Origin of the sequence: Nocardia albiluteola (assembly GCF_018860155.1) — a bacterium.
Taxonomy (GTDB): Bacteria; Actinomycetota; Actinomycetes; order Mycobacteriales; family Mycobacteriaceae; genus Nocardia; species Nocardia albiluteola.
On the sequence record NZ_JAHKNI010000012.1, the window covers coordinates 248,166 to 273,676 of the forward strand.

Below are 25,511 nucleotides of genomic sequence, written 5' to 3' on the forward strand. Positions count from 1 at the left end.
CGAATCCGGCCGTTTTCGGCCGGGAGCGGTGCGGAGGAGACCGGTCCGGGATATACGAAGTAAGGACGAGGGGATACGACATGGCAACCGACTATGACGCACCTAGGCGCAGTGAATCCGACGAGGTTTCGGAGGACTCGCTCGAGGAGCTGAAGGCTCGTCGCAACGAGGCCGCGTCCGCCGTCGTGGATATCGACGAATCCGATACCGCGGAGTCGTTCGAGCTTCCCGGCGCGGATCTGTCCGAGGAGGTGCTCTCGGTCCGGGTGATCCCGAAGCAGGCCGACGAGTTCACCTGTTCCAGCTGCTTCCTGGTGCACCACCGGAGCCGCCTGGCCAGCGAGGCCGGCGGGCAGCTGATCTGCATGGACTGCGCGGCCTGAGCCCGAGGCGAATCATCGCGTTCGCACGCACTGCCCCTGGAACACACATCCGCCCACTCCGCGCTCGGCTAGGCCGAGCGCGGCCAATACCTGTGTGGCCCGCGCCGAAATAGCCGCGCGTCGGCGATCGGTGCGGCGCCGCCGGGCTCGTGCGCGGCCTATACCGCCGCAGACGAGCCGCCCACGGCGTGTCACCCCTGCCGGGAAGCCCTCAGGCCGTGCGTGGCGTGATGCCCAGCGCGGCCAGGACCTTGTCCGGGTGGCGGGCGCTGATCAGCCAGTACGGCGTCGGATCGTCCGGATCGTCGAGGACGAGCAGCACCATGGGCCCGATCCAGGGTCGATGCTGCACGAAGGCGGCGGGGTCGAGCTGACGGCCCATCGCTGCGCTCTTGGCGCTGGCGGGTACGACCGCCGCCCGCGCAACATACGTTACCGGCAGATGTGCCTTGTCCGTGCGCAATTCGAGAGTTCCGGCGGCATCCGGCGCCACCTCGACACGATGCCGGCCGAACCACAGCAGCACCCACACCGGGATCGGAAGCAGCAGCACGTACGGCAGCCAGGCCTGGATCCCCGGCGCGCCCATGTGCAGGGTCGCGGCCAGCAGGCCGATGATGCCCAGCCCCACCGGCCACCACCACAGCGGCGCCCATTGGCGTTCGGAGTACACGGGGGAGGTGGTTTCGTTGCGCGGCATGGCTACCTGTGGGGGCTGGTCGGACACCACATCAGACTAGGTCAGTCCCCGTCGTGGTGACCGCGTAGGCTCCCTCGACGTGACCGGCATTCCATCCATACCCCTGCTGCGGCTCGATCCCGGCATCCCCGTTCCCACCCGTGCGCACCCGGGGGATGCGGGCGTGGACCTGTGCACGACCGAGGACGTCATCCTGGAGCCGGGGGAGCGGGTGCTGGTCGGCACCGGCATCGCCGTCGCGCTCCCGACGGGCACCGTCGGCCTCATCCACCCGCGCTCCGGCCTGGCCGCCAAGACGGGTCTGTCGATCGTCAACACCCCCGGCACCGTGGACGCCGGATATCGCGGCGAGATCAAGGTCTGCCTGATCAACCACGATCCCCGTGCCGCGATCACCCTGCGCCGCGGCGACCGCATCGCGCAGCTGCTGGTCCAGCGCGTCGAGCTGGTCGAATTCGCGGAGGTCGAGAGCCTGGACGAGACTGCCCGCGGCGCGGGCGGATACGGGTCCAGCGGCGGTCACGCCAGCCTCGATAATGGTGGGGTGAGGGCTGGTGGAGACGTCTCGGCCGGCAAGGAGGCATGAGGATGTTCGGACGGAAGAAGAGCTCCCCGGAGGATGGCGCCGGGGCCGGTGCGTACGACGACTACGGGTACGACGACGAATACGACGAGGATGACGGGGGCTACGACGAGCCCGGGTACGACGACGAATACGACGAACCCGCTTACGCGGCCGCGGAGTACGACGAGGGCCCCGGGGATTCGGCTCCCCGCACCGGGCCCTACGACTTCGACGACGTGGCCGATCTGCTCGAGAACGTGACCGAGCAGCGCCTGGATCTCGGCTCGGTGATCGTCCCGGTGCCGCCGGGCGGGCAGCTGCAGGTCGAGATGACCCCCGACGGCACCCCCCAGGCGGTCCACCTGGCGACCGAGCACGGCCGGCTGACCGTGGCCGCCTATGCCGCGCCGAAGTCGCCGGGACAGTGGCGCGCGGTGGCCGCGGACCTGGCCGATTCGCTGCGCGCCGAGGGCGCCCAGGTGTCGGTGCAGTCCGGCCCGTGGGGGCGCGAGCTGCACGCGGTGACCGAGGGCGCCGATCTGCGATTCATCGGCGTCGACGGATACCGGTGGATGGTGCGGCTGGTGGCGGCGGGCCCGGCGGGCGCGGTCGACGAGGGCCGGCCGCTGGTCGCCGCGGCCCGGGCCATTCTCGGCGAGACCGTGGTGCGCCGCGGTGACGATCCGCTGCCGGTGCGTGATCCGCTGCCGGTGGTGCTGCCGCAGGATCTGGCCGATCAGCTGCAGGCCGCGCATCAGCAGCAGGTGCAGGCCCAGCAGGACGCGTTGTCGGCGCAGGCGGCCGCGGCGCAAGCCCACGCGACAGGTAGTTTCCCCGCCGTAGCGCCGCAGCCCGAGGGGCCGCGCCGGGGCGCGGAGGGTTCGGCCATGCAGCAGTTGGGTCGGAACTAGTAGTCGGTTCGCAGGAGGCGGCGTTCGGCCGGCAGGCAGCGCCGCCTCCCGGTCAGCGCGCGCGCCCGGACGTGGTCTGGCGGCCGAACAGGGACGCCAGGCCGCGGGCGCCGAGGACGGCCGGATCCGCGCCCAGTTCGTTCAGGGTGATGCGCTGCAATTCGGCGCGGGGGATGAGTTCGGCCCAGTCCTCCGCGACGGCCAGCGGGTGCACCGGATCGTCCACCGCGGTGACGACGACGGCCGGAACCGACAGCGCCGCAAGGGTTTCCGGCGTGGGCCAGGCGTAGTCGGCTGCCTCCTCCAGGGCCTGGGGCAGATCCGGCCACTGGGCGCGCCAGGACTGGGTCAGGGCCGCGGCCAGCCAGTCCGGGCTCCCCTCACGCATCCGCTCGACGACCGCCTCGAGACCGTCCGCGCGCAGCTGCTCGGCGGTGACCGCGGCGCTGAGCGAGGCCGGGCATCCCGAGGTGTCCGCGCCGGTCCAAGCGGGCAGCGCGGCGATGACGCCGAAGGCGGATTCGGCTCGCGCGCAGGCCCATTCGACCGCGATGGCCGCGCCCAGTGAGATTCCGGCCGCCAGCACCGGGCCCGAGCGGGCGGCGGTGTCCAGCGCGGCTCTGCAGCTGGCCACCACCCGGCGCGGGTCGGGTTCCACCGCCAGGAACGGCAGATCCCATGCGGCACAGGCGGGTCCGAAGGCGCGGCGGGCGAAGTCGGCATCGGAGCCGGTTCCGGGCAGACCGACAACGAGCGCCGGGCGGGGTAGATCTGGCACGGCTCGAGCGTACGCGGTGGTCCCGCCGTGCCGAGTGTGGCGGGGCCGCGGCGGTTGCCGCAGGTCGCCGCGATCGCACGCACAAGGGTTGAAGGTCCCGGACCGGGGTATCACAGGGATGACGACACTGCCGGTGCCTCCCGCGTCACAGGGCGGGCGGCGCGCGTGGCGGGCCCGGCGGGCCCGATCTACAGTGGCGGTGTACGGCCGAGGTGGCCGGTCGTCACGAGGACCGACGGCGCGTGACGCCGCCGCAGAGCAGTGCAGGAAGTGTGTACGCCATGCCATTCTCCGGCAGGAACAGGGCGGTCTCCGGGGCCGCTGTGCCCGAGGCCGGACCCGACAGTGGGTATTTCCGCCGCCTGGGCTTTCGGCTGACGGCCGATCTCGACCGGCTCGACGCTCAGGAGCTGGCACAGACCTCGCAGGCCTCCGGGGCCTGTCAGGCCGCGAAGTGCCGGCGCGGCGAGGAGGTCACCATGCTGGGCCGCTTACGCAGCGTGGAGGAGTGCCCGCAGGCGGCGACGGGGTGCCTCGAGGCCGAGTTCTTCGACGGCACCGACGCGGTCACGCTGGTGTGGATCGGGCGGCGCCGGATCCCCGGTATCGAGCCCGGACGCCGTATCCTGGTTCGCGGCCGCATCGGCGATCGCGATGGCGCCAAGGTCATCTTCAATCCCTACTACGAACTCCGTGAGAATTCCTGACGCATGCCGACACCCAGCAACGACGAGGGCGCCCTCGTCGCCAACAACGAGCGCCGCGCCGCATCCGACGATCGGTTCGCGCCCGCCCATCAGCCTGACGACCATGATTCGTGGGAGCCGGATCTCACCGACGCGGACACCGACCCGAACGGGCTAGACCTCGGGCGGCTGCGGAAATCACGGGGGAAGTCGGCGGCCGGCGCGCCGGCCGCCGCGGAGACCGACGACGCGGACGATGCCGCCGATCGCGAGGCCGAGGAGACGTTGCTCGAGCAGTTGGGCGGCATCAGCGGCCTGATCTACTCGACGCTGCCGGTCGTGGTGTTCGTCCCCGCCAACGCGCTGTGGGGCCTGGGTGCGGCCATCTGGACCGCGCTCGGCGTGGCGGCGGCCATCCTGGTCTGGCGGCTCGCGCGCCGCAATCCGATCCAGCCCGCCATCTCCGGCTTCCTCGGCGTGGGCGTCTGCGCGTTCATCGCCTACCGGATGGGTGCGGCCAAGGGGTTCTTCCTGTTCGGGATCTGGGCCAGCCTGCTGTACGCGGGGGTGTTCCTGGCCTCGCTGGTGGTGCGCTGGCCGCTGGCCGGGGTGATCTGGGGCGTGCTGAACGGCCATGGCACACAATGGCGTTCGGATCGTCGCGTGGTGCGGCTCTACGACCTCGCGACGCTGGTGTGGGTGCTGGTGTTCGGCGCCCGGTACCTGGTGCAGTCGCACTTCTACGCGACCAACAGCACCGGTCTGCTCGCGGTCACCCGCATCGCGATGGGCTGGCCGCTGACCGCGGTGGCCCTGCTGGTCACCGTGTGGGCGGTGCGCCGGGCCGGGCATGCCCCGGCCGCCGCGGACTGACCCTTTCCGGCCGGGGGGTGGGGATCAGTCCACCCTGGGGTGCCTGGTTCGGTGGCCCGGTTCACAGCACGATCGTCTGTAAGAACTACAGGGGTCGGCGGAAGGAACCGTGGTGTTGGCTACCGAGGACAGACCAGTGGCGTCGAAGGGGTCGGGAACGCGGGCGGCGCGGCAGCGTGGCTCGCGTCCGGCGACGGCTCGGCAGCAGTCCGCTCGCTCCGAGAGCCAGCGGGTCGCCGCCGAGCTGGACCGCCTGATCGGGCCTGCCGTCGCGGGGGACTCCGCGGCGGTCAGCGAGATCGTGAAGATCATCTACCCCCTGGTTCGCCGGTATTGCGCCGGCCGGTTGACCGCCGGTGGATATGTGCACGTCACCGCCGAGGATGTGGCGCAGGAGATCTGCCTCGCCGTGGTGCAGGCCATTCCCCGGTATCGCGATCAGGGAAAGTCGTTCCTGGCCTTCGTATTCGGCATCTCTTCCAACAAGGTTGCCGACGCGTTCCGGCACGCGTGCCAGCGCCCGGACTATCCGGTGTCCGAGTTCCCGGAGCAACCCTCGCTCGCCGCCGGGCCGGAGGAGCTGGCCATCGCCTCGGAGCGGGCCCGGGTCGCGCACCAGCTGATGCAGGTGCTCGCGCCCGCGCATCGCGAGGTGCTGGTGATGCGTATCGTGCTGGGCTGGAGCGCCGCGCAGACCGCGGAGGCGATCGGCACCAGCCCGGGCGTGGTGCGGGTCATGCAGCACCGGGCGCTGAACAAGCTGCGGGCGCGGCTGCGGGAGGCCGCATAAGGGGCGCTGTCGGCGCAGCCGTCCGTACACCGCGCACGGCCGGAGCGAATGCGGAGGTACGCCTAGCCCTCTCCCATAGCCCGGCGCAGCTCGTCCTCGGCCTCGACCGTGGCCACGAACAGCAGTTCGTCCTCGCCCTCGAGCGGGTCGTCGGGCTGCGGGACGATCACTCGCCCGCCGCGCAGAATGGTCACCAGCGCTGCGTCGCGGGGCAGCTCGAGCGTCTGTACCGCGCGGCCTGCCAGCGGGGTGTCCGCGGGCAGGGTGATCTCGACCAGGTTGGCCTGTCCCTGGTGCAGCGTCATCAGGCGCACGATATCGCCCACCGCCACGGCCTCCTCCGCCAGCGAGGCCAGCAGCCGCGGCGTCGACACCGCGACGTCCACGCCCCAGGAGGCGTCGAAGAGCCATTCGTTGCGGGGATCGTTGACCCGCGCGACCACCCGGCGCACCCCGAATTCGGTCTTGGCGAGCAGGCTGAACACCACGTTCGCCTTGTCGTCGCCGGTGGCCGCGATGGCCACCTCGTACTCCTGCAGCGCGGCCTCCTCGAGCAGTTCCAGCTCGCAGGCGTCGCCGTGCACCCAGGCCGCGGCGGGGGCGGCGCCGGGATCGATGTGGTCGATGCGGCGTTCGAGCAGCATCACCTCGTGCCCGCCGCGCAGCAGTTCCTGGGCGATGGAGCGGCCGACGGCCCCGGCTCCCGCGATGGCGACCTTCACCAGTGCTCCCCACTCGACGGTGCGGCGGCCGCCAGGGCGACGGCCTCGGCGACCCGGCCCTCGGTAGCGGCCACGTAGACGGTGTCCTCGGCCTGCAGCAGCGTCCTTTCGGTGGGCAGCAGGCCCTGCCCGAATCGGATGATGAAGGCCACCCGGGCGCCGGTCGCGCTCTCCAGATCGCGCACCGGATGGCCGAACCAGGCCTCGTGCAGCCTGAGCTCGGTGATCGCGACGCTGCCGCTGGGATCGCGCCACGGCGCGATGTCGTCCTCGCCGATGAGGGTGCGCAGGAAGCGGTCCGTTGTCCACGGCACGGTCGCGATGGTGGGAATGCCGAGGCGTTCGTACACCGCGGCGCGTTTGGCGTCGTAGATGCGCGCCACCACACGGTTCACCCCGAACGTCTCGCGTGCCACCCGCGCGGCGATGATGTTCGAGTTGTCGCCCGAGGACACCGCCGCGAGCGCACCGGCCCGTTCGATTCCGGCCCGCCGCAGCACGTCCCGGTCGAAGCCGACGCCGATGACCCGCTCACCGGTGAAGTCCCGGCCCAGGCGGAGGAATGCGCTGGGATCGCGGTCGATGACGGCGACCTCGTGTCCGACCCGGACCAGCGCGCGGGCCAGGGAGGAGCCGACCCGGCCGCACCCCATTATCACTACGTACACCTGCCGACCCCGTTCTGGAAACCGCCTGCGCGGTCTGCTCCACTACCCGCAGGGAACCGTACCCGTTACGGAGCCCCGGCAGCGGTGTTCTTCGTGTCGCGGGATCGAAACACCAGGTACACCGCACGGACGCCGCCGCCGGCGGCTCTATGCTGACCGGAGTGTTCCCGTTGTCGACGCGCGCCGCGGTATCCACCCTGTCCGGCTCGAGCAGTCCGGGCCGTAGCGGAGTTCTCCCCGCGCAGGGGGCCGAATCGTGTTCCGTCTCGGCACGAGGTGGCGGCGATGGATCCGGCGGCCTGCACAGTCGCCGGATCCGCGGACACAGGTTCCCGGGCGAACCGGCGGCGCCGCCGTGCGCGGTCGGGCGGTGGATCGGCGCATTGGCGGGACAGACCGGAAATGGATCCGCGTGCCGGCGGTGTGGGACTCGGGGCTGCCGGCACGTGACGGTGCGGCAGTGCGATGCGGGGTGGCCGGGATATGTTGTGCCGTCCAGGCGCATCGCGGTGGATCCTTCGCGCCACGGTGTACGGGTCCGATCGTGTGGACCATCGGTGATGAGGAGTGGTTGTGAGCGGTCGTGACGGCGAATCCAACTGGGAGGGTTCGGTCTTCGAGGTGCGGCTCGGGTCACCCGGGCACGGGGGGTTCTGTGTGGCGCGGCACGAGGGGCGGGTGTTGTTCGTGCGGCACGGGCTGCCGGGGGAGTTGGTGCGGGCGCGGGTGAGCGAGGACCGCGGTGGGTCCTTCTGCCGCGCGGAGGCGGTGGAGATTCTGGAGGCGTCGCCAGATCGGGTGCCCGCGATCTGCCCGGTGTCCGGGCCCGGCGGTGCGGGGTGTTGTGATTTTTCGTTCGCGACTCCGGCGGCGCAGCGAGCGCTGAAGGCGACCGTGGTGAGCGAGCAGCTGCGGCGGGTGGCGGCGTGGGAGACCGACGTGGTGGTGGAGCCGATTCCGGGCGGAGAGCAGGACGTCGGGTGGCGGACTCGCATCCGGCTCGTGGTCGATGAGCGGGGACGGGCGGGGGTCCACCGGTTCCGGAGCACCGATATCATCGCGGATCTGCGCTGCCCGCAACCGGTTTCGGGGGCGCTCGAGGGGATCGCCGACCGGATCTGGACTCCCGGTGTGGATCTTGTGGTCGCGGTGGACGGTGCCGGGATGCGGCACGTCGTCGAGGTGGCCCCTGCACTTGTGGAACATGAACGTAGGCAAGGAAATTCGCGGGCCAGCAATGATCGTCGCGCGCGGCGTAGCGGCGAATATGGCCGCGGTGGTGAACGCGGGCGTGGTGCCGAACGCGGGCGTCGTGGCGAATATGGGCGTGGCGGTGCGAGGTACAGCGGTGCCGGTCGGCGGGAAGCATTGCATCGGGCCGGGGCCGACCGGGCCGGTGATCGGGGGAGTACGGCCGCGCGCCGGGCCGCCGCACACGCCGACCGAGATGAGCGGGTGATCGAGGGCAGCGGGCGCGCGGTGCAATTCGTCGCGGGGCGGCGCTGGGAGGTGTCCGCGACCGGCTTCTGGCAGGCGCATCGTGGTGCGGCGCAGTGCTATTCGGATGTGGTCGCCGAATGGGCCGACCCTTCGCCGGGCGGCCGGGCCTGGGATCTGTATTGCGGTGCGGGCGTTTTCGCCGCGCGGCTGGCCGAGGCGGTCGGTCCGGCGGGTGCGGTGCTCGGCGTGGAATCGGCGCGGCCGGCGGTGGCCGACGGCGTGGCGGCGCTGCGCGACCTGCCCTGGGCGAGCCTGCGCGCGGACCGCGTCGAACGCTGGATTGCCGGTGAATCCGGCGGCGCCGCACCGGATGTCGTGGTCCTGGACCCGCCGCGCGCCGGCGCCGGTAAGGCCGTCGTCGCGGCGCTGACCGCAGCCGCCCCGGCACGCATCGTCCATATCGGCTGCGATCCGGCCGCATTCGCTCGCGACATCTCCCTCTACCGGGCCGCCGGTTACGCGCCGATCCGCCTGCGTGCCTTCGACGCCTTCCCCGGCACCCACCATGTCGAATGCCTGACCCTCCTCGAACCGGTCCGTTCCTGAGCCTGCGGGCCACAATGTTCCGAGCGTGCGGACCACACTGTCGTTCCGCGTGCGCGGGCGACGTGTTCCGGGTGTGGGCTGCCGTGCTCCCGGTTGTGCGGCAGCCGCGGTTGCGGTTGTGCAGCTACCGGGTTTGTGTGGTTGCGGTGTTCTGGGGTGTGCGGGCTGCCGCGCTCCCGGTTATGCGAGCCGTGGTGTTCCCGGGTGTGCGGGACACGGTGTTCTCGGGTGTGTGTCGGCTCACAGTATTTCGGTGTGTCGTGGGCGGCTCGCGGTTCCCGGCGTGGCTCGGTGCCGACGCTCCGTAGACTGTTCCGAAACAGACGAGCCACCGGAGTAGGGAGCGATAGCGGTGAGTGTGCTTGCCCGGGTCGAGACGCCCGAGGACCTGCGTCGGCTGACGGTATCGGAGCTGAGCGAACTGGCGGGGGAGATTCGCGAGTTCCTGGTGCGGAAGGTGGCCGTCACCGGCGGACATCTCGGGCCGAATCTGGGCGTCGTCGAATTGACGATCGCGCTGCACCGGATCTTCGACTCCCCGGCCGATCCGATCATCTTCGACACGGGCCACCAGGCCTACGTGCACAAGATGCTCACCGGCCGGAAGGACTCTTTCGATCGGCTGCGCAAGGAGGGTGGCCTGTCGGGCTATCCGAGCCGCGCCGAGAGCGCCCACGACTGGGTGGAGTCCTCGCACGCCTCGGCGGCGCTCTCCTACGCCGACGGCCTGGCCAAAGCGTTCGCGCTGACCAAGCAGCGCCGCCATGTGGTCGCGGTGGTCGGTGACGGCGCGCTCACCGGCGGCATGTGCTGGGAGGCGCTGAACAACATCGCCGCCGCGCCGGACCGCTCGGTGGTCATCGTCGTCAACGACAACGGCAGGTCGTATTCGCCCACCATCGGCGGCCTGGCCGACCGGCTCGGCGCGCTGCGCATGCAACCCGCCTACGAGCAGGCCCTCGATGCGACAAGGCGCTTTGTACAAGGGATTCCGCGCGTGGGGGGCTCGGCGTACTCGATGCTGCACGCGCTCAAGGCCGGGATCAAGGACGCGGTGGCCCCGCAGGAGCTGTTCAGCGATCTGGGCCTGAAATACCTGGGCCCGGTGGACGGCCACGACACCGTCGCGCTGGAGGCCGCACTGCGCCGAGCCAAGGATTTCGGCGGTGCCGTCGTCGTGCACGTCGTCACGCAGAAGGGGCGCGGCTATCAGCCCGCCGAGGACCACGAGGCCGATCAGATGCATTCGATCGGCGTCATCGATCCCGAGACCGGGCAGCCGACCGGCGGCAAGACGGTCGGCTGGACCTCGGTGTTCTCCGAGGAGCTGATCCGTCAGGCTGAACAGCGCGACGACGTGGTCGCCATCACCGCGGCCATGCCGGGCCCGACCGGGCTGACCCCGTTCGGTGAGCGGTTCCCCGAGCGCATGTTCGACGTCGGCATCGCCGAGCAGCACGCGGTCACCTCGGCCGCGGGCCTGGCCCTGGGCGGGCTGCATCCGGTCGTGGCGATCTACTCGACCTTCCTCAACCGCGCGTTCGACCAGTTGGTCATGGACGTGGCGCTGCTGAAGCTGCCGGTGACCCTGGTGCTGGACCGGGCCGGGATCACCGGCGAGGACGGCGCCAGCCACAACGGCATGTGGGATCTGTCGGTGTTGGGCATCGTGCCGGGCATCCGCGTCGCGGCGCCGCGCGACGGTGCGACACTGCGCGAGGAACTGGCCGAGGCGCTGGCCACGGCCGACGGCCCGACCGCCCTGCGCTTCCCGAAGGGCCCGGTCGCGGAGGACATCGCGGCCGTGGAGCGACTCGACGGCGTGGACGTGCTGCGCATGCCCGAGGGCGCCTCGGCCCGCGCCGTGCGCGGCGATGTGCTGCTGGTCGCGGTCGGCCCATTCGCGCAGGCCGCGGTGGCGGTGGCGGATCTGCTGGCGCCGGAGGGGATTTCGGTGACGGTCGTCGATCCGCGCTGGGTGCTGCCGGTCTCGGACACCGTGGTCAAGCTGGCCGAGAACTACCGGCTGGTGGTCACCCTCGAGGACGGCGGGCTGCACGGCGGGATCGGCTCCACGGTGTCGTCGCGGCTGCGCGCGGCCGGTGTGGATGTGCCGACGCGGGATATCGGTGTGCCGCAAAGCTTCCTGGATCATGCCTCGCGCGCGCAGATCCACGAGACGCTGGGCCTGACCGCCGCCGACATCGCGCAGCGGATCACCGGTTGGCTCGGCGGGATCTGAGCCGGCGGCCCTGCCCGAGCTCCCGCCATTCGTCGTACAAGCACGCCGGACCGACGAGTGGGCGGGGGCTGACAGGCTGGGATGGCCGGAATCGGCGGATCATCGTCGGATGTCGGGGGCTGTCGCGTAACTTCTAGAACTGGTTACAGTTTTGGAAGTCCGCAGCAGGTAGGGAGCCCGCATGTCGTTTGTTCTGGTCGAGAAGCCACGTCCGCAGATCGCGCTGGTCACCCTGAACCGGCCCGAACGAATGAACGCCATGGCCTTCGACGTGATGATTCCGCTGCGGGAGACGCTCGAGGCCGTGTCCGCCGACAACGAGGTGCGCGTGGTCGTGCTGACCGGCGCCGGGCACGGCTTCTGCTCGGGTGCGGACCTGCAGCACGCCGGGAAGGTGCCCGGGGTGGAGGGGTTGACCAAGACCAGCATCGCGCGGCGTTCGATGGAACTGCTCAACAACGTGATGCTGACGATCCGGCGCATGCACCAGCCGGTGATTTCCGCGATCAACGGCGCGGCCATCGGCGGCGGATTCTGCCTGGCCATCGGCACCGATATCCGCATCGCCTCGCAGGACGCCTACTTCCGGGCCGCGGGAATCAACAACGGCCTGACCTCCGCCGAGCTCGGCATCAGCTATCTGCTGCCGCGCGCCATCGGCACCACGCGGGCCTACGAGATCATGCTGACCGGCCGGGACGTCGATGCCGCCGAGGCCGAGCGCATCGGCATCGTGTCCCGCGTCGTGCCAGGTGACAAGCTGCTGGAGACCGCGTACGACACCGCCGAACAGATCATCCGGTGGAGCCGGGTGGGCGCCGAGCTCACCAAGCGCATGCTGTGGAGCGGCCTGGAGGCGGGCAGCTTCGAGTCGCACATGCAGCACGAGGGGACCGCGCAGCTCTACGTGCGGCTCACGACGGAGAACTTCGACGAGGCGATCCGCGCCCGCCGGGACCGCCGCGCCCCCGCGTTCGAGGACTGAGGGGCGGCCCGGCGACTTGGGCGTGTCCGTCTGAGGGGCGGGCCCGGCGACTTGGGTGCGTCGCCTGAGGCTCGGGTCCCGGTAACTTCGACGTGCCGCCTGCTGGTGGCCGATCGGAGGTGCCTGGAGGCACGGATCCGAGGGCAGGCGCCGGGCGGGGCGGTCCTGCCGAGCGGGTCGGTCCTGCCGGGCGTGCCGATCCTATTGGTGAGCCGAGACGCGGGGCGGCGGGTTGGCCTCGCCGTCGGATCGGCCGCCGAACAGCGCCGTTACCAGTTGCTCGACGGCGAGTTCGCGTTGCCAGGGGCGGGCGCCGCCGGCGGCCAGGAATGCGTCGATGGCTCCCGCCGGATCCTCCGGCATCCCGCCGGAACGGAACTCGGGCAGGCCGTCCCAACATAATCGGCGCAGCAGATCCGGGGTCAGCAGGTTCTCCACGGGGATCGCGTGGCGGGCGCAGAGTTCACCCATCGCGGCGCGCGCGGCGTTGAGCCGGGCCGACGCCTCCGGGTCGCGGCGCTCCCAGCGGTTCACGGGCGGCGGGCCGTCGAAGGGCGCGGTCAGCGCGGGCAGGTCCGAATCCGCAAGGGCGCGTGCGCGTTCCACCGCACCGAGCCAATCCCGCGAATACCGGCGCTGGCGCGGTCCGCCGAAGACCGGCAGGGCCCGCAGCGCCGCGATGGATTTCGGGTCTGCGGTCGCGGCCGCCACGATCGCCGAATCGGGCAGGATCCGCGCCGGGGCGACATCCCGCGTGCGGGCCAAATTGTCGCGGGTGGCCCACAACTCGCGCACCACCGCGAGCTGGCGGGTGCGGCGCAGGGTGTGAATGCCCGAGGTGCGCCGCCACCGGTCCGGCTTCGGCGTGGACGGCTCCGCGGTGCGGACGTGTTCGAATTCCTGTGTGGCCCACTCGGTCTTGCCCTGTTCGTCGAGCGCGGCCGCAACCGCCTCGCGCAACTCCAGCAACAGCTCGACATCCAGGGCGGCATAGTTGAGCCACTCGGCGGGCAGCGGGCGGGTGGACCAGTCGGCCGCGCCGTGGCCCTTGCGAAGTTCGCGCCCGAGCAGCTTCTCCACCATCGCGGCCAGGCCGACCCGCTCGAAACCAGCCAGCCGCCCACCCAGTTCGGTGTCGAACAGGCGCGCGGGCGTCAAACCCAGCTCGGCCAGGCCCGGCAGATCCTGATCGGCCGAATGCAGCACCCACTCGAGCCCGTTGATCGCCGCGGCGAGAGGCTCGAGGGCGTCGGCGACCGGGATGGGGTCGATGAGGAAGGTTCCGGATCCCTTGCGGCGCAACTGGATCAGATAGGCGCGATTGGAATAGCGGAAGCCCGAGGCTCGTTCGGCATCGACGGCCAGTGGACCGGTTCCGGCGGCCAGGCGGGCGGCCGCCTCGGCGACGGCCGCGGCGGTGTCCGAGACCGGGGGCACGCCCTCGGCGGGCTCTAGCAGGGGAACGGCGGCATTATCCCCGCTTTCACCCAGCGGTTGTGCGGACTCGTCGGCATCGGGCATAGGACTGAACTTTACGTTGCGGTCAGAACTGGTCGTCGGCAATCTGCGGACGTGGCTGCAAATGAGTGATGCCGGCGGGGGGCAAACCGGCCGCGTAGGCCAGTACCTCGCAGAATGCCTCGACGTGCGGTCCGAGTTCGGTCGACTCCACGGTCCAGGATGCACGCAGCTCCAGCTGGTGGGCGCGCGGCGGTCCGGCAATGTCGCCGTACCGGACCGAGCTCGTGGACGTGACGGTGCCGCCCAGCGCGGTAAATGCTTCGCCCCGCGATTCGAGGGCGTCGACCAGCCAGCTCCACGCCACCTCCGGCAGCAGCGGGTCCCCGGCGAGCGCGGCATCGATATCGGCCTGGATGTAGGCCACGAGCCGGAAGACCCCGTGCCAGGCCTCCTGGCCGTTCGGATCGTGCAGCAGGATCAGTCGTCCGAATGCGTCGTCGATCGAATCGACCGGAATCACATTGGTCTCGGGGTGCTTGACCTCCGCGCCGATGGCGTAGGAGTACGGCGCCAGCCGTTGCGGCGGTCGGATCGGTGCAAGCTCGATCCGGGGATGCACGGATGCGGTACCCATCGCATCGACCGCGGCGCGAAACTGGGCCGGTTCGCCGGCGGGTTCCGGGGTCGGTGCGGCGCCGTCGCGGAAGTCGAGCGGTGTCACGTATGTGAACTTAGCCCTCAATGGCTCGAGGGGGCCGGAGGCGCGCCGTGCGGCGCAGCCTACGATGGCCGTGATGAGCACACCAACACGCCGCCGGTTGTCCAATGCGCCGTTCCTGGCCGCCGCCACCGGTGCGAGCCCGAGTCGGCGCCCCGTCTGGTTCATGCGACAGGCCGGGCGGTCGCTGCCCGAGTATCGGGAGGTGCGCGCCAGGATCAGCATGCTCGCATCCTGTTTCGATCCGGAGTTGGTGTGCGAGATCACCATGCAGCCGGTCCGCCGCCACGGGGTGGATGCGGCGATCCTGTTCTCCGACATCGTTGTTCCGCTCAAGGCGGCGGGGATCGATCTCGATATCGTGCCGGGCGTCGGGCCCGTGGTGGCGAATCCGGTGCGCACCGTCGCCGATGTGCGGGCGCTCCCCCGGCTGCGGCGCGAGGAGGTCGGCGCCATCGTCGAGGGGGCGCGGCTGCTGGTGGACGAGCTGGGGGACACCCCGCTGATCGGATTCGCCGGTGCGCCTTTCACACTCGCCTCGTATCTGGTCGAGGGTGGACCCAGCAAGAACCACGAACGCACCAAGGCGATGATGCTCGCCGATCCGGAGACCTGGCATGCGCTGCTGGGCGTGCTCACAGACATCACCATCGAATTCCTGCGCGCCCAGCTGGCCGCCGGGGTGGACGCGGTGCAGCTGTTCGACTCGTGGGCGGGTGCGCTGTCGCTGGCGCAGTACCGGGAGTTCGTGCTGCCGCATTCGGAGCGGGTTTTCGCCGAGGTGGGCGATGCGGGTGTGCCGCGCATCCATTTCGGCGTCGGCACGGGTGAGCTGCTGAGCGTGATGGGGGAGGCCGGCGCCGACGTGGTCGGCGTGGACTGGCGGGTGCCATTGACCGAGGCGGTGCGGCGGGTCGGTCCAGGAAAGGCGTTGCAGGGCAACCTCGATCCGGCCACGCTCTTCGCCGGACCGCAGGCGATCGAGCGCGAGGTGCGCCGCATCGCCCACGAGGCCGACGAGGCGATCGCCCTCGGCGCGGCGGGTCACATCTTCAACCTCGGCCACGGCGTCCTGCCCGACACCGACCCGGGCGCACTCACCGCCACCGTCGAGCTGATCCACAGCCTGCCCCAGCCGCTGTAGGAATCGGCGACGACACGAGTCCTGGCCAACAGAACTGCGCAGCCGTCGCGACGCGGGCCGGCCGGCGGTCTGATCGGCCCGGCTCTCCGGTGAAGGCACGCGGTGTCCTCGAACAGCGAGATCGAACCGGCGAGACGGGCAATCCAACCGGCGGGGAATGATGAGCGGTGCGCATCCGTCGCATTCGCTGCGTCGGGGCGCGAGTAGCTTGCCAACAGAGCGGCGCGCCAACCGTGGCGGATGTGGGCAGCGGTCCCGGCGCGGCAGGAGCAGGAACGGAGCGGGTATGCGGGTCGCGGTCGTCGGTGGGGGGATCAGCGGGCTCGTTGCGGCCTATCGGCTGCGGGTTGCGCTCGGCGACGAACTCGAGCTGGTGCTGGTCGAGCAGCGCGAGCGGATCGGCGGCGTGCTGTACACGGCGGAGCTCGCGGGGGATCCGATGGATCTGGGGGCGGAGGCCTTCATCGCGCGGCGTCCCGAAATCCCGGCGCTGCTGCGGGAATTGGGGCTCGAGGACCAGCTGGTGTATCCGGCCGGCCGGCGGCCGCTGATCTGGTCCGGCGGGACGGCGCATCCGTTGCCCGAGGGCACGCTCATGGGAATTCCCGCGGGGCCGGATTCGGTCGCGGGGCTGGTGGACGACGCGACGCTGGCGCGGATCGCGGACGAGCCGAACCGGCCGCTGCGGTGGACGTCCGGCGGCGACGTCGCTGTCGCGGAACTGGTGGGGGAGCGGTTCGGCGAACAGGTGGTGCGCCGGAGCGTCGATCCGCTGCTGGGCGGGGTGTACGCGGGACTGGCCAACTCGATCGGCGTGCGCTCGGCGCTGCCGACGCTGGCCGCCGCCCTCGACGCCGGTGCGCCGAGCCTCACGCAGGCGGTGGCCCGCGCGCTGCCGCCGTCCTCCTCCACCGCGCCGGTATTCGGCGGCATCCGCGACGGCTACCGGGTGCTGCTGGACGCCCTGCTGGCTGCCGCTGCGCCGAAGGTCGAAACCGGCACCGCGGTAACGGATCTGATTCGCACGCCCGAGGGCTGGCGCGTGGATCCGATCGGCGCCGTCGACGCGGTGGTCCTCGCCACGCCCGCACCCGTCACCGCCGCGCTGCTTCGCTCCGCGTCGCCGGAGGCGGCCCGCGCGGCGGCCACGATCGAACTGTCCTCCTCCGCGCTCGTTGCGCTGGCACTGCCCGCGGACACTCCGCTGCCCGACAACTCCGGCATCCTGGTCGCCACCGGAGAACCGCTGCGCGCCAAGGCCTTCACCCTGTCCAGCCGCAAATGGCCGCACCTCGCCGCCCGCAACGTCGCGCTCGTCCGCGTCTCCTTCGGCCGCTTCGGCGACGACACCCTCCTGTCCTGGCCCGACCCTGACCTGATCGCCGCCGCCGCAGCGGACCTGACCACCGTCACCGGCCTCGAAATCCGCCCCGTCTCCGCCCTGGTCCAGCGCTGGCCCGGCGGCCTCCCCCAATATGCCCCCGGACACGACGACCGCGTTGTAGAAATCGAATCGGCCGTCGCCGACGTTCCCGGCCTCGCGGTCGCGGGCGCCTACCTCCACGGCGTCGGCGTCCCCGCCTGCACCGCCTCCGGCGCCGCTGCTGCCACCCGAATCCTCGCGCACCTCGGCTGATACCTCGAAAAGGGGATTACTGAGACGCTAGGCGCTGGCCCTTGTTTCCCAACCGACCTGCGGTCCTAGGCGCGAGAGCGGATGTCCCGCGTGGCGGCAACCGATCCTCGGCTGCCGCAGTTGTCCAACGGACCGGCGTCCGCCGAATCGTCAGTCGGCAAAGACCTCATCCAAGTTGGCTGCGGTGCACGCCCGATCGAACCAAGTATCGAGTTGACCGATGTCGGTCGTGGACATGATCCGCTCCCGAATCGCCGCCGGGATCGCCAAGCCGCGATTGGTCAGCATTCGCAGCAGTGCCCGTGCCTCACCTTCAGCGCGGCCTTCGTCTTTGACGCCGTCGAGGAAGGGGTCACGGGGCCAGCTGATCGTCATGAGGTCCTTCAGCGGGTCGAGTACTGGTGGTCAGTCGGTGAAGACCTCGTCGATGGAGTTCGAGGTGGCCGCGCGGACGGCCCAGGTTTCGAGCTGATCGGTGTCGGCGCAGGATTCGATGCGGTCGCGAATATCGGTCGTGATGGCGATGCCTCGAGCGGCGAGGAACTGCAGCAGGATACGAGCTTCGCCTTTGGCGAGGCCTTCAGCGCGGCCTTCGTCTTTGAGACCGTCGATGAAAGGGTCGTGTGGCCAAGTGATCTTCATGAATTCCTCCAAAGCGGCCTGGGCCTCGGGGGAGGCGGTGAGGTTGATGAATCGAGTGTAGGTCTCGCGTTGGTCCGCATCGAGTGTGGCGAGGGTATGCCCCACGGTGCGGAGGGTGGTCTCGTTGTGGAGGTCGAGCGCGTGGTTGAGGGCAGCAAGCACGGTGAGTTCGACGTTGGCCAGCGCGTTGGCTGGGTCGGCAGGATCGGGGGTCGTGTCGGGGCCGATCACGAAGGGGCGGAGGTTGTATCCGGGATGCCCGGTGTGGATTATCTTGCTGCATGCATGGGCTGTCTTGCGACTGCTGGTGACGACGATCAGCACGGCATCGCAATCGTGCTCGGACTGGGCGAGCGCGACGTAGGCCGCCATGGCTCGGCGCTTCTTGCGGTTGGGTGGGGCCGTTTGCGATTCGACGATCACGGCCAGCTTGCGGTGTTCGTTGTGGAGGATGACCATCGCGTCGGCACGGAGCTCGGTGGGTTCGCAGGCGGTGAGGTCGCCGTCGGCGGGGGTCGCGACAGCGTCGGCGGGAATGTCGACGCCGGTGCCCGCTAGTAGCACCGCTGCGAGATAGGGGTTGTGGCGCAAAAGTTCGAGGGGCGCCTCGTGGGAGATGGACGGCACGCCATGGAGACTGTCACAAGGTGCCAGCGGATGCATCAATTATCTTGTGAGACAAACGTTTTCGCGGCGTTTCGGCGGCGTGTCTCGGGTGCGGATATGCGGAGAGGGTGCGGCTGTGCGGGGGCTGGGCGGGCGGTGGCACGATGGGGGTATGGCGCGACTCGACTATCAGGCCCTCAACTCGACCATCCGGTATCTGATGTTCTCGGTGTTCCAGGTGCAACCGGGGGTACTGGGGGACGATCGTGAGGCGGCGATCAAAGAGGCGCGGAGCTTCTTCGACGGCCTCGCGGACAAGGGTGTGGTCGTGCGCGGGCTGTACGACGTCTCGGGGATGCGCGCCGACGCCGAATTCATGATCTGGTGGCACGCCGAGCGGATCGAGGAGCTGCAGGCTGCCTACGCCGATCTGCGCCGCACCACCGAGCTGGGCCGGGCCATCGCGCCGGTGTGGAGCAACGCCGCGATCCACCGGCCCGCCGAATTCAACAAGAGCCACATTCCGGCGTTCCTGGCCGGCGAGGAGCCGGGCAACTACATCTGCGTGTACCCGTTCGTGCGCTCCTACGATTGGTACCTGCTGCCCGACGAGGAGCGTCGCAAGATGCTCGCCGACCACGGCAAGGAGGCGCGCGGCTATCCGGACGTGCGCGCCAATACCGTCGCGTCGTTCGCCCTGGGCGACTACGAGTGGATCTTGGCTTTCGAGGCCCCCGAGCTGCACCGCATCGTCGACCTGATGCGCGATCTGCGGGCCACCGAGGCCCGCAGGCACGTGCGCGAGGAGGTGCCGTTCTTCACGGGCCCGCGTGTCGAGGTCGAGCAGCTGGTCGCCGCCCTGCCCTGAGTGAACCCGCTGGGCGCGGAGGGCTTCGGCGGCTGCCCCGAAAACTCGGGGCATGCGCTCAGCAACCCCGCGCCCGTAGGGTTCTCCCCGGTCGCTTCAGTGTGTTGCGTCGTCCGAGGGGTGCAGGCGCAGCGAGATCGAGTTGATGCAGTACCGCTTGTCGGTCGGGGTCTGATAACCCTCACCCTCGAAGACGTGGCCGAGGTGGCTGTGGCAGTTCGCACACAGCACCTCGACACGGCGCATACCCAGCGAAACATCGGAGCGCAGCACCACCGCGTCGGAGTCGGCCGGATCGAAGAACGACGGCCAGCCGCAGTGCGAATGGAATTTCTCGGTGCTCCGGAACAGCTCGGCACCACACGCGCGGCATTCGTAGACACCGGCGGTCTCGGTATCGGTGTACTCACCCGTGAAGGCGCGCTCGGTGCCCGCCTCGCGCAGCACCGCATACTCCTGCGGGTTGAGCTTGGCCCGCCACTGCTGCGGCGTCAGCACGATCTTGGGCGCGGGAAGCGAGGTCTCGGAACTCATGGCTCCGAGTGTAGTTTTGCGTGCCCCGGTGGCGCCGCCCCGCAGGTATGACGGAAGTCTGACGGCGCCGCCGGTTCTGCTCAGCCGGCGGGCTTGTCGTAGTAGTACTTCAGGCTGCCGCTCGGGTACTCGTAGCACTGCTGGTAGCTGCCGGTCTTGGTCGACGCTGCCATGCAGGCGGCCTTGCCTGTCGGCTCGTTCGACCCCTGGGTGAACGGGCCGACCGAGTTGGGCCCGGGGACGGGCCCATCGGCCGCCGCGATGCCGCCGAGGCCGATCGTCAAGCCCACGGAGATTGCGCCCACCGCAACGATTTTCGAAAACACTGCCCGCTCCCATGCTGATCCGGTGTGAATGTCCGGGTCACCATAGTGCGAATCGGACAATCCGGGGCCGCGGGTTGTAATGAAGGTTATTCGCGGCTACCGCAGCGCGGTGGCTTCCGATGCGCTGGCTTCCGGGGCTGCGATGTCCGGTTCATCGGCGGGGACCGCAGCCCCGACAGCCGTGTCCTCCGGCGTCGCCGTCTCGGGTTCGGGCAGCAGATAGGCCGGATCGATCCCGGAGTCCAGGCGCCCCTCGCGCCGCGCCGCCAGATACCGATCGACGAGCACACAGAACGTCACTACGAGCAGCAGCCCCCAGCCGAAGGTGACCCGCAGGTATTCGAGATCCCGGCCCAGGCTCTGCCAGTGATCGAGCAGCCACTTGTCGTACGTGGTGAACCCGAAGATCGCCAGCCACGCGGGCCAGTTGCGCAGCACCGAATTGGGCAGCACCACCGTCATCAGGAACGGGAACAGCATCATCGAGTAGTACATCTGCCCCAGGCCGCTGATCAGGAACTCGGCGGTGAGCAGGATGCCCGCGCTGGTGCAGATGAAGAACAGTTCGTTGTTGCGGCAGTAGCGGTACAGCAGCCACAGCGAGATCAGCACCAGCACACCCATGCCGATCCGCATGGACCACACCAGCGGCGAGGGCAGCCCCCAGTAGGCCGCCGATCCCGGAATGGAGCTGTTGAAGTAGTCGCGCGCCTGAAGCGAGTACGGCAGGGTCTTGCGGACGTAGTCCATCGGATCCTTGATCAGCGGCAACGCGATGGCCGTGAACGCGACGAACACGCCCACGGCGGTGATGAACACCTTCCACTGCCGCCGCATCAGCGGAATCAGCAGCATCGGGGCCAGGGTCGGCTTCACGACGATCGTTAGCCCGATCACCACACCCGCCCACAGATCACGCCGCTTGAGCAGCAGCATGATGAACGCGACCTCCGCCAGCAGCACGCACCCGTTCACGTTGCCGAAAGCCAGTGTGTTGATGACCGTTTCGGAGGCGAACATCAGCAGCAGCGTGAGCGGCGCGGCAAAGGACTTGATGCTGAACCCGAACAGCTTCAGCAGCAGATACCACGCGAGCAGCAGCGCCACCACGTTGAGCGCGACGAAGCACCACTTCGAGTGCATCGGGTCGATCCACGCCAGCGGCGCGATGAGCAGCGTGCCGCCCGGTGGATACAGGTAGTGCGGATCGACCAGATCGAAGTTGTCGCTGTAGATCGGCCGCCCGTGCAGGAACGCCAGCGACGCCTTGTAGACGGGTGCGAAGTCGTCGGTGACGTTGAAATTCGTCCCCATGACGAAGGCCTGATGGATCACGGTCATGACCGCGAAAGGCCACAGCGCGAAGTTCAGGACCTCGGAGGTCGTGCGAGCGGTGCGAGGCTCGAGGTGACGAAGGAACACTGGGGCACGGTACACCGGAAACCGCTCCGCCTGTTGCCCGGACCCGCCGAAATGACCTGCGATTGCTGGGCGGCCCGTCCGTCAGGCCGGGCAGACGGTCGCGTCGGCGGGAAGGGTGGCGTCCTTCAGGTACGTGACCAGGTTCTGCTGGATGCAGCTGGAGTGCGTGAAGACCGGATAGCCCCAGCCTTGCCAGGTCACCGTCGAGGTGTTGGCTCCGGCGGTGCCGAGCGCACCGGTGACCGAGGGGCGGGCGTCGGCGCCGACGACCGGGTTGGCATCGTTGCCCAGCACCAGCACGCGCAGCGGCAGGGTGGTGGGCAACTGCTGTGGATCGGGCGCCGGCCAGGCGGTGCAGGCCATGAGTTCCGCGGCCGCGACCTTGCCGAAGACCGGATACTGGTTGCCCCAGGTGGACTCGAGCTGTTTGGCCCGATCGGGTGTAGCCGGCTGCTGGTTGTCGCTGCAGCTGGAGACGAACTGCCCATCGGAGCCGAGGGCGGTCTGTTCGCGAAGCACCAGTTGGTCCAGGGCGCCATTGTCGCCGCGCCCGGCGGCCGAGAGCGCGTCGGCGAGCTCGGTGATGTGGGAGGACTGGTCGGCGCGCGGCTCGCCGAGGAATCCGGCGACGGCGGTGAGCAGCCCGCCCGTGCTGACGTCGCCGAGCTGGCCGGACGCCGCCCGGTTGACCAGCACGACGATCGCACCGCGGGGATCGGCGCCCAGCGAGCATCCGACCGCGGCGCACTGCTGCGTGAAGGCGGTGAGCGCGGCCTCGGAGCCCTTGACGCGCTGTTCGGTGCGGGTCAGTGAATCGGCCTTGGCCGCGATCGGCGAGTCCAGGACCAGCCGGGCCAGATGCTCGCCGTACCGGGCGGCGTAGGTGAGTGCCACGCGGGTGCCGTCGCCGGTGCCGATTATCGCGATGTGGTCAACCTGCCACTGCTTGCGCAGCTGGTCGATGTCGTCGGCGGCGTGCCCGGCGTCGAACGTGTTCTGGTAGGGCTGCAGAAAATCCGAGCAGGCGATGGTGGCGTCCTGGCTCAGCTTGGCCATCACGTCGACGGGGTTTCCGCCGGTATTCTGGCCGGCATCGGCCAGGCCGCGCCGGGTGTCTACGGGCATGCAGTTGATCGGCTGCGAGCTGCCGAGGCCGCGGCGGTCGACCGCCACGATCGGATGTGCGGCCAGCACGGCCGCGGCAGGTCCGGCGGCCAGGCCCGCGAGTGCGGAGGTCGAGGAGCGGTCGTCGCCGGAGGTGAGCACCACGGGCACGGCGTTGGCGGGGGTCTGTGGCAGCCGCGCGCGCACCGCGGAGTTCTGGAAGGTGCCCAGCACCGTGCCGCCGACGTCGATCGGCGTCGAATAGGTGGCGCATTCGAAGATCAGGCCGGCGGGCGGAGCGCCCAGGCCGAGCTGGCCGAAGGTGGCGCCCGCGCAGTCGTGCCAGCCCAGGTCCGCCTTGGGCACCTCGGCGGCGGGCGGGGCGGCCGGTCCGGTCGCGGAGGTGGGCGCCGCGCCGCCGGCGTGCGGTCGGGCCTCGGCGATGCCCGGACGATCCGACGGACCCGCACCACAGGCGGCCGCGAGCAGCACGATCACCGAGGACGACGCGACCACGGCCAGCGTCGTCGGGCGCGGGCCCCGTGGTGTCGATGGGCCGCACAGCCCCCGTGTCGATGGGCCGCGCAGCCCCGGAGTCGTTGGGCGGCACCGCCGTCGTGTCCAGCGCATGCGATACAGCCTGCCAGGTTCGGCGGGCCGTTTCAGCCTCGGGGGACGGTAGGCCGACGGAGCTGGCGGGAGTGGGTATGGCGCATCGGGACGGTAGGCCGACGGAACCGGCGGGGTGGATCGGACGCAGCCGGAGCGTACGCCAACAGAGTCGGCGAGGTCGGCGTGACGCATCGGGACGGTAGGTCGGCCGAGGTGATACGTCGCAGCGGGACGGTGAGCCGGACGGGCGGGTCAGCAGGCTGTGTGGCTGCGCTCCCAGCGGGTCAAGATCGTCCCGTCGTCGTCGAGCAGCGCGTGGCGCAGCGTCATCGGGGTCGGCAATGCGTTGGGCGACACCGCGATTCGGCCCGCGGTACCGCCGATGAGCAGCGGCGACACCGTCAGGCACAACTCGTCCACGGTCTCGGCGGCGATGAGGCTGCCCAGTAGCGAGGGCCCGCCCTCGCACAGCACCCGCAGCAGCCCGCGCGCCGCGAGCGCGGTCCGGATCTGCGCCGCGGTCACGGTGTCGTCCCCGATCTCGAGTACCTCCGCCCCGGCGTCGGTGAGAGCGCGCTTGCGGTCCGCGGGTGCGGCGGCGGTGGTCAGGATCAGCGGCGGGCGGGTGGTGTCGGTGAACAGCCGGCTCGCCGGGTCCAGCGCCGCGCTCGCGGTGACGACGGCGATCGGCGGCGGCGTGCCGTCCGGGCTGCCGCCCAGGCCGTGATGATGCAGCCGCAGCCGGCGATGCGCGTCGGTGCGGGCGCCGCCGTAGTTCTCGGCCCGGGCGGTCCCCGCGCCGACCAGGATCACATCGGCCAGATCGCGCAGCAGCGGAAAGACCCTGTGGTCCGCCGGACTGCCGAGGGCGCCGGACCGTCCGTCCACGGTCGCGGCGCCATCGATACTGGTGACGAAGTTGACTCGGAACCAGGGCGATTCGAGTGCGGCCGGGTAGGTGTAGAGCCGCACCAGCTCGTCCGGATCCAGAGTTGTGAATTGGATCGCATTGGGCACACGCTGCATAAGTACCGATCACACCACGTCAGTACGCTACGTGCGTGCAACAACGCCTCGTCGATCGTCATCCGGAAGTTCCGGCCGATCAACTCATCGCCCAGATGGTGCCCCCGCCCACGTTCGACGAGGTGAGCTTCGGCTCGTACATTCCGGACCCGAACGAGCCGTCCCAGGCCGCGGCCGTGCGCAAAGCGGAGGATTTCGCCGCGCAGGTCGTCAAGATCCATGCCGCGGCCGGCAAGAAGAGCCTGTTCGGCAAGAAGAAGCCCGTGCAGGGCGCGGGTCTGTACCTGGACGGCGGCTTCGGCGTCGGCAAGACCCACCTGCTGGCCTCGATCTATCACGCATCCCCGGGACCCGAATCGTTCGGCACGTTCGGCGAGCTGACCAATCTGGTGGGCGCGCTGGGCTTCACCAATGCGGTGGAGCGGCTGGCGGGCAACAGCGTGCTGTGCATCGACGAATTCGAGCTGGACGATCCGGGCGATACGACGCTGGTGTCGCGGCTGCTGACCGAGCTGACCGCGCGCGGGGTGTCGGTCGCGGCGACCTCCAACACGCTGCCCAGCCAGTTGGGTGAGGGACGCTTCGCCGCGCAGGACTTCCTGCGCGAGATCAAGAAGCTGGGCTCGCTGTTCGAGACCGTGCGCGTCGACGGCCCGGACTACCGCCACCGCGATCTGCCGCCCGCCCCGGAGCCGACCGCACCCGAGCTGCTGGCCGAGAAGGCCGCGGCCACCCCGAATTCCACCCTCGATGATTTCGACGCGCTGCTACAGCATCTGAGCACCCTGCATCCCTCGCGGTTCGGCGCGCTGATCGCCGGGGTGAGCGCGGTGTTCATCTCCGGCGTGCACGAGGTCACCGATCAGGCCGTCGCGCTGCGCGTGGTGGTGCTGGCCGACCGGCTGTACGACGCGGGCATTCCGGTGACGGTGTCCGGTGCGAAGCTGGACGCGATCTTCTCCCAGGAGATGCTCGACGGCGGCTACCGCAAGAAGTACCTGCGTGCGATCTCCCGGCTGCTGGCCCTGTCGCGGTACGAGGTGCCCGCGGCCTGATTCCGTGT

General features: G+C 70.1%; 26 protein-coding genes. 13 read left to right on the plus strand and 13 right to left on the minus strand.

The genetic code is table 11. From position 1 onward, the window contains the following. Nucleotides 1–80: 80 nt before the first annotated feature. A complete protein-coding gene (locus KO481_RS31085) occupies nt 81–383 on the plus strand; it encodes a DUF4193 domain-containing protein (protein ID WP_033087954.1) in 303 nt (100 codons plus the stop codon). A gap of 211 nt (nt 384–594) precedes the next feature. Here the strand turns inward: KO481_RS31085 and KO481_RS31090 are convergent, their stop codons facing one another. After that, entirely contained in the window at nt 595–1,083 is a 489-nt protein-coding gene (locus KO481_RS31090; RefSeq protein ID WP_215922096.1) for a DUF3093 domain-containing protein, read from the minus strand. A 79-nt stretch (nt 1,084–1,162) separates the two neighbouring features. On the opposite strand from KO481_RS31090, the gene dut reads away from it, so the two are divergent. Together dut and KO481_RS31100 are read left to right on the plus strand one after the other, a co-directional pair. Beyond that, nucleotides 1,163–1,669, plus strand: a complete 507-nt coding sequence (gene dut / locus KO481_RS31095; RefSeq protein ID WP_215922017.1) for a dUTP diphosphatase — start codon at nt 1,163–1,165, stop codon at nt 1,667–1,669. Nucleotides 1,670–1,671: 2 nt separating this feature from the next. After that, nucleotides 1,672–2,559, plus strand: coding sequence for a DUF3710 domain-containing protein (locus tag KO481_RS31100; protein WP_372452152.1), 888 nt, complete (start codon nt 1,672–1,674; stop codon nt 2,557–2,559). Between the two features lie 52 nt (nt 2,560–2,611). Here the strand turns inward: KO481_RS31100 and KO481_RS31105 are convergent, their stop codons facing one another. Next, entirely contained in the window at nt 2,612–3,337 is a 726-nt protein-coding gene (locus KO481_RS31105) for an alpha/beta fold hydrolase (protein ID WP_215922019.1), read from the minus strand. A gap of 281 nt (nt 3,338–3,618) precedes the next feature. Here KO481_RS31105 and KO481_RS31110 point away from each other — a divergent pair, with 281 nt between their 5' ends. The 3 genes from KO481_RS31110 (at nt 3,619) to shbA (ending at nt 5,686) form a co-directional block, all read left to right on the plus strand. Further along, on the plus strand, nt 3,619–4,044 hold the full coding sequence (locus KO481_RS31110) for an OB-fold nucleic acid binding domain-containing protein (protein WP_245401710.1): 426 nt from the start codon (nt 3,619–3,621) through the stop codon (nt 4,042–4,044). Nucleotides 4,045–4,308: 264 nt separating this feature from the next. Continuing rightward, complete coding sequence (locus KO481_RS31115; RefSeq protein ID WP_245401765.1) at nt 4,309–4,896, plus strand: DUF3159 domain-containing protein; 588 nt, start codon at nt 4,309–4,311, stop codon at nt 4,894–4,896. 136 nt (nt 4,897–5,032) lie between these two features. Beyond that, the gene (gene shbA, locus KO481_RS31120; RefSeq protein ID WP_215922020.1) at nt 5,033–5,686 is read left to right on the plus strand and encodes an RNA polymerase sigma factor ShbA; all 654 of its coding nucleotides are present in this window, start codon (nt 5,033–5,035) and stop codon (nt 5,684–5,686) included. Nucleotides 5,687–5,748: 62 nt separating this feature from the next. On the opposite strand, the gene KO481_RS31125 is transcribed toward shbA, so the two are convergent. Together KO481_RS31125 and KO481_RS31130 are read right to left on the minus strand one after the other, a co-directional pair. Beyond that, entirely contained in the window at nt 5,749–6,408 is a 660-nt protein-coding gene (locus KO481_RS31125) for a potassium channel family protein (RefSeq protein WP_215922021.1), read from the minus strand. After that, a complete protein-coding gene (locus tag KO481_RS31130; protein ID WP_215922022.1) occupies nt 6,405–7,076 on the minus strand; it encodes a potassium channel family protein in 672 nt (223 codons plus the stop codon). The genes KO481_RS31125 and KO481_RS31130 overlap by 4 nt, the downstream gene beginning before the upstream one ends. 573 nt (nt 7,077–7,649) lie before the next feature. Between KO481_RS31130 and KO481_RS43495 the strand changes: the two genes are divergently transcribed. The 3 genes from KO481_RS43495 (at nt 7,650) to KO481_RS31145 (ending at nt 12,349) form a co-directional block, all read left to right on the plus strand. Next, entirely contained in the window at nt 7,650–9,122 is a 1,473-nt protein-coding gene (locus KO481_RS43495) for a class I SAM-dependent RNA methyltransferase (protein WP_308166827.1), read from the plus strand. A 352-nt stretch (nt 9,123–9,474) separates the two neighbouring features. Continuing rightward, complete coding sequence (gene dxs / locus KO481_RS31140) at nt 9,475–11,364, plus strand: 1-deoxy-D-xylulose-5-phosphate synthase (protein ID WP_215922023.1); 1,890 nt, start codon at nt 9,475–9,477, stop codon at nt 11,362–11,364. A gap of 181 nt (nt 11,365–11,545) precedes the next feature. Beyond that, nucleotides 11,546–12,349 carry an enoyl-CoA hydratase gene (locus tag KO481_RS31145; protein ID WP_215922024.1) on the plus strand — a complete coding sequence of 268 codons (804 nt, stop codon included), beginning with the start codon at nt 11,546–11,548 and terminating at the stop codon, nt 12,347–12,349. A gap of 201 nt (nt 12,350–12,550) precedes the next feature. On the opposite strand, the gene KO481_RS31150 is transcribed toward KO481_RS31145, so the two are convergent. Beyond that, on the minus strand, nt 12,551–13,870 hold the full coding sequence (locus KO481_RS31150) for an HRDC domain-containing protein (protein ID WP_215922025.1): 1,320 nt from the start codon (nt 13,868–13,870) through the stop codon (nt 12,551–12,553). 22 nt (nt 13,871–13,892) lie between these two features. Beyond that, nucleotides 13,893–14,531 carry a DUF3000 domain-containing protein gene (locus tag KO481_RS31155; RefSeq protein ID WP_215922026.1) on the minus strand — a complete coding sequence of 213 codons (639 nt, stop codon included), beginning with the start codon at nt 14,529–14,531 and terminating at the stop codon, nt 13,893–13,895. A 64-nt stretch (nt 14,532–14,595) separates the two neighbouring features. Here KO481_RS31155 and hemE point away from each other — a divergent pair, with 64 nt between their 5' ends. Continuing rightward, nucleotides 14,596–15,672 (plus strand): uroporphyrinogen decarboxylase, encoded by a 1,077-nt coding sequence (gene hemE / locus KO481_RS31160; protein WP_215922027.1) that lies wholly within the window; start codon nt 14,596–14,598, stop codon nt 15,670–15,672. Between the two features lie 286 nt (nt 15,673–15,958). Then, nucleotides 15,959–17,308 carry a protoporphyrinogen oxidase gene (locus KO481_RS31165; protein ID WP_215922028.1) on the plus strand — a complete coding sequence of 450 codons (1,350 nt, stop codon included), beginning with the start codon at nt 15,959–15,961 and terminating at the stop codon, nt 17,306–17,308. A gap of 150 nt (nt 17,309–17,458) precedes the next feature. Here KO481_RS31165 and KO481_RS31170 read toward each other — a convergent pair whose 3' ends face one another. Both KO481_RS31170 and KO481_RS31175 read right to left on the minus strand, forming a co-directional pair. Next, entirely contained in the window at nt 17,459–17,683 is a 225-nt protein-coding gene (locus KO481_RS31170; RefSeq protein ID WP_215922029.1) for a DUF4351 domain-containing protein, read from the minus strand. 30 nt (nt 17,684–17,713) lie between these two features. Then, nucleotides 17,714–18,577 carry a hypothetical protein gene (locus KO481_RS31175; protein WP_215922030.1) on the minus strand — a complete coding sequence of 288 codons (864 nt, stop codon included), beginning with the start codon at nt 18,575–18,577 and terminating at the stop codon, nt 17,714–17,716. Between the two features lie 151 nt (nt 18,578–18,728). Between KO481_RS31175 and hemQ the strand changes: the two genes are divergently transcribed. Next, nucleotides 18,729–19,424: a hydrogen peroxide-dependent heme synthase gene (gene hemQ / locus KO481_RS31180; protein WP_215922031.1), complete on the plus strand. Its 696-nt coding sequence runs from the start codon at nt 18,729–18,731 to the stop codon at nt 19,422–19,424. 96 nt (nt 19,425–19,520) lie between these two features. Here hemQ and msrB read toward each other — a convergent pair whose 3' ends face one another. The 5 genes from msrB to KO481_RS31205 all read right to left on the minus strand — a co-directional run bounded on the left by msrB (nt 19,521) and on the right by KO481_RS31205 (nt 24,448). Next, entirely contained in the window at nt 19,521–19,958 is a 438-nt protein-coding gene (msrB, locus tag KO481_RS31185) for a peptide-methionine (R)-S-oxide reductase MsrB (RefSeq protein ID WP_215922032.1), read from the minus strand. An 80-nt stretch (nt 19,959–20,038) separates the two neighbouring features. Continuing rightward, nucleotides 20,039–20,263, minus strand: coding sequence for a hypothetical protein (locus KO481_RS31190; protein WP_215922033.1), 225 nt, complete (start codon nt 20,261–20,263; stop codon nt 20,039–20,041). A gap of 117 nt (nt 20,264–20,380) precedes the next feature. Continuing rightward, the gene (locus KO481_RS31195; protein ID WP_215922034.1) at nt 20,381–21,706 is read right to left on the minus strand and encodes a glycosyltransferase family 87 protein; all 1,326 of its coding nucleotides are present in this window, start codon (nt 21,704–21,706) and stop codon (nt 20,381–20,383) included. A gap of 81 nt (nt 21,707–21,787) precedes the next feature. After that, nucleotides 21,788–23,326 carry an alpha/beta fold hydrolase gene (locus KO481_RS31200; protein ID WP_308166828.1) on the minus strand — a complete coding sequence of 513 codons (1,539 nt, stop codon included), beginning with the start codon at nt 23,324–23,326 and terminating at the stop codon, nt 21,788–21,790. A 348-nt stretch (nt 23,327–23,674) separates the two neighbouring features. Further along, entirely contained in the window at nt 23,675–24,448 is a 774-nt protein-coding gene (locus KO481_RS31205; protein ID WP_215922036.1) for a pyrimidine reductase family protein, read from the minus strand. Nucleotides 24,449–24,483: 35 nt separating this feature from the next. Here KO481_RS31205 and zapE point away from each other — a divergent pair, with 35 nt between their 5' ends. After that, nucleotides 24,484–25,503 carry a cell division protein ZapE gene (zapE, locus tag KO481_RS31210; protein ID WP_215922037.1) on the plus strand — a complete coding sequence of 340 codons (1,020 nt, stop codon included), beginning with the start codon at nt 24,484–24,486 and terminating at the stop codon, nt 25,501–25,503. The last annotated feature ends 8 nt before the right edge of the window (nt 25,504–25,511 follow it).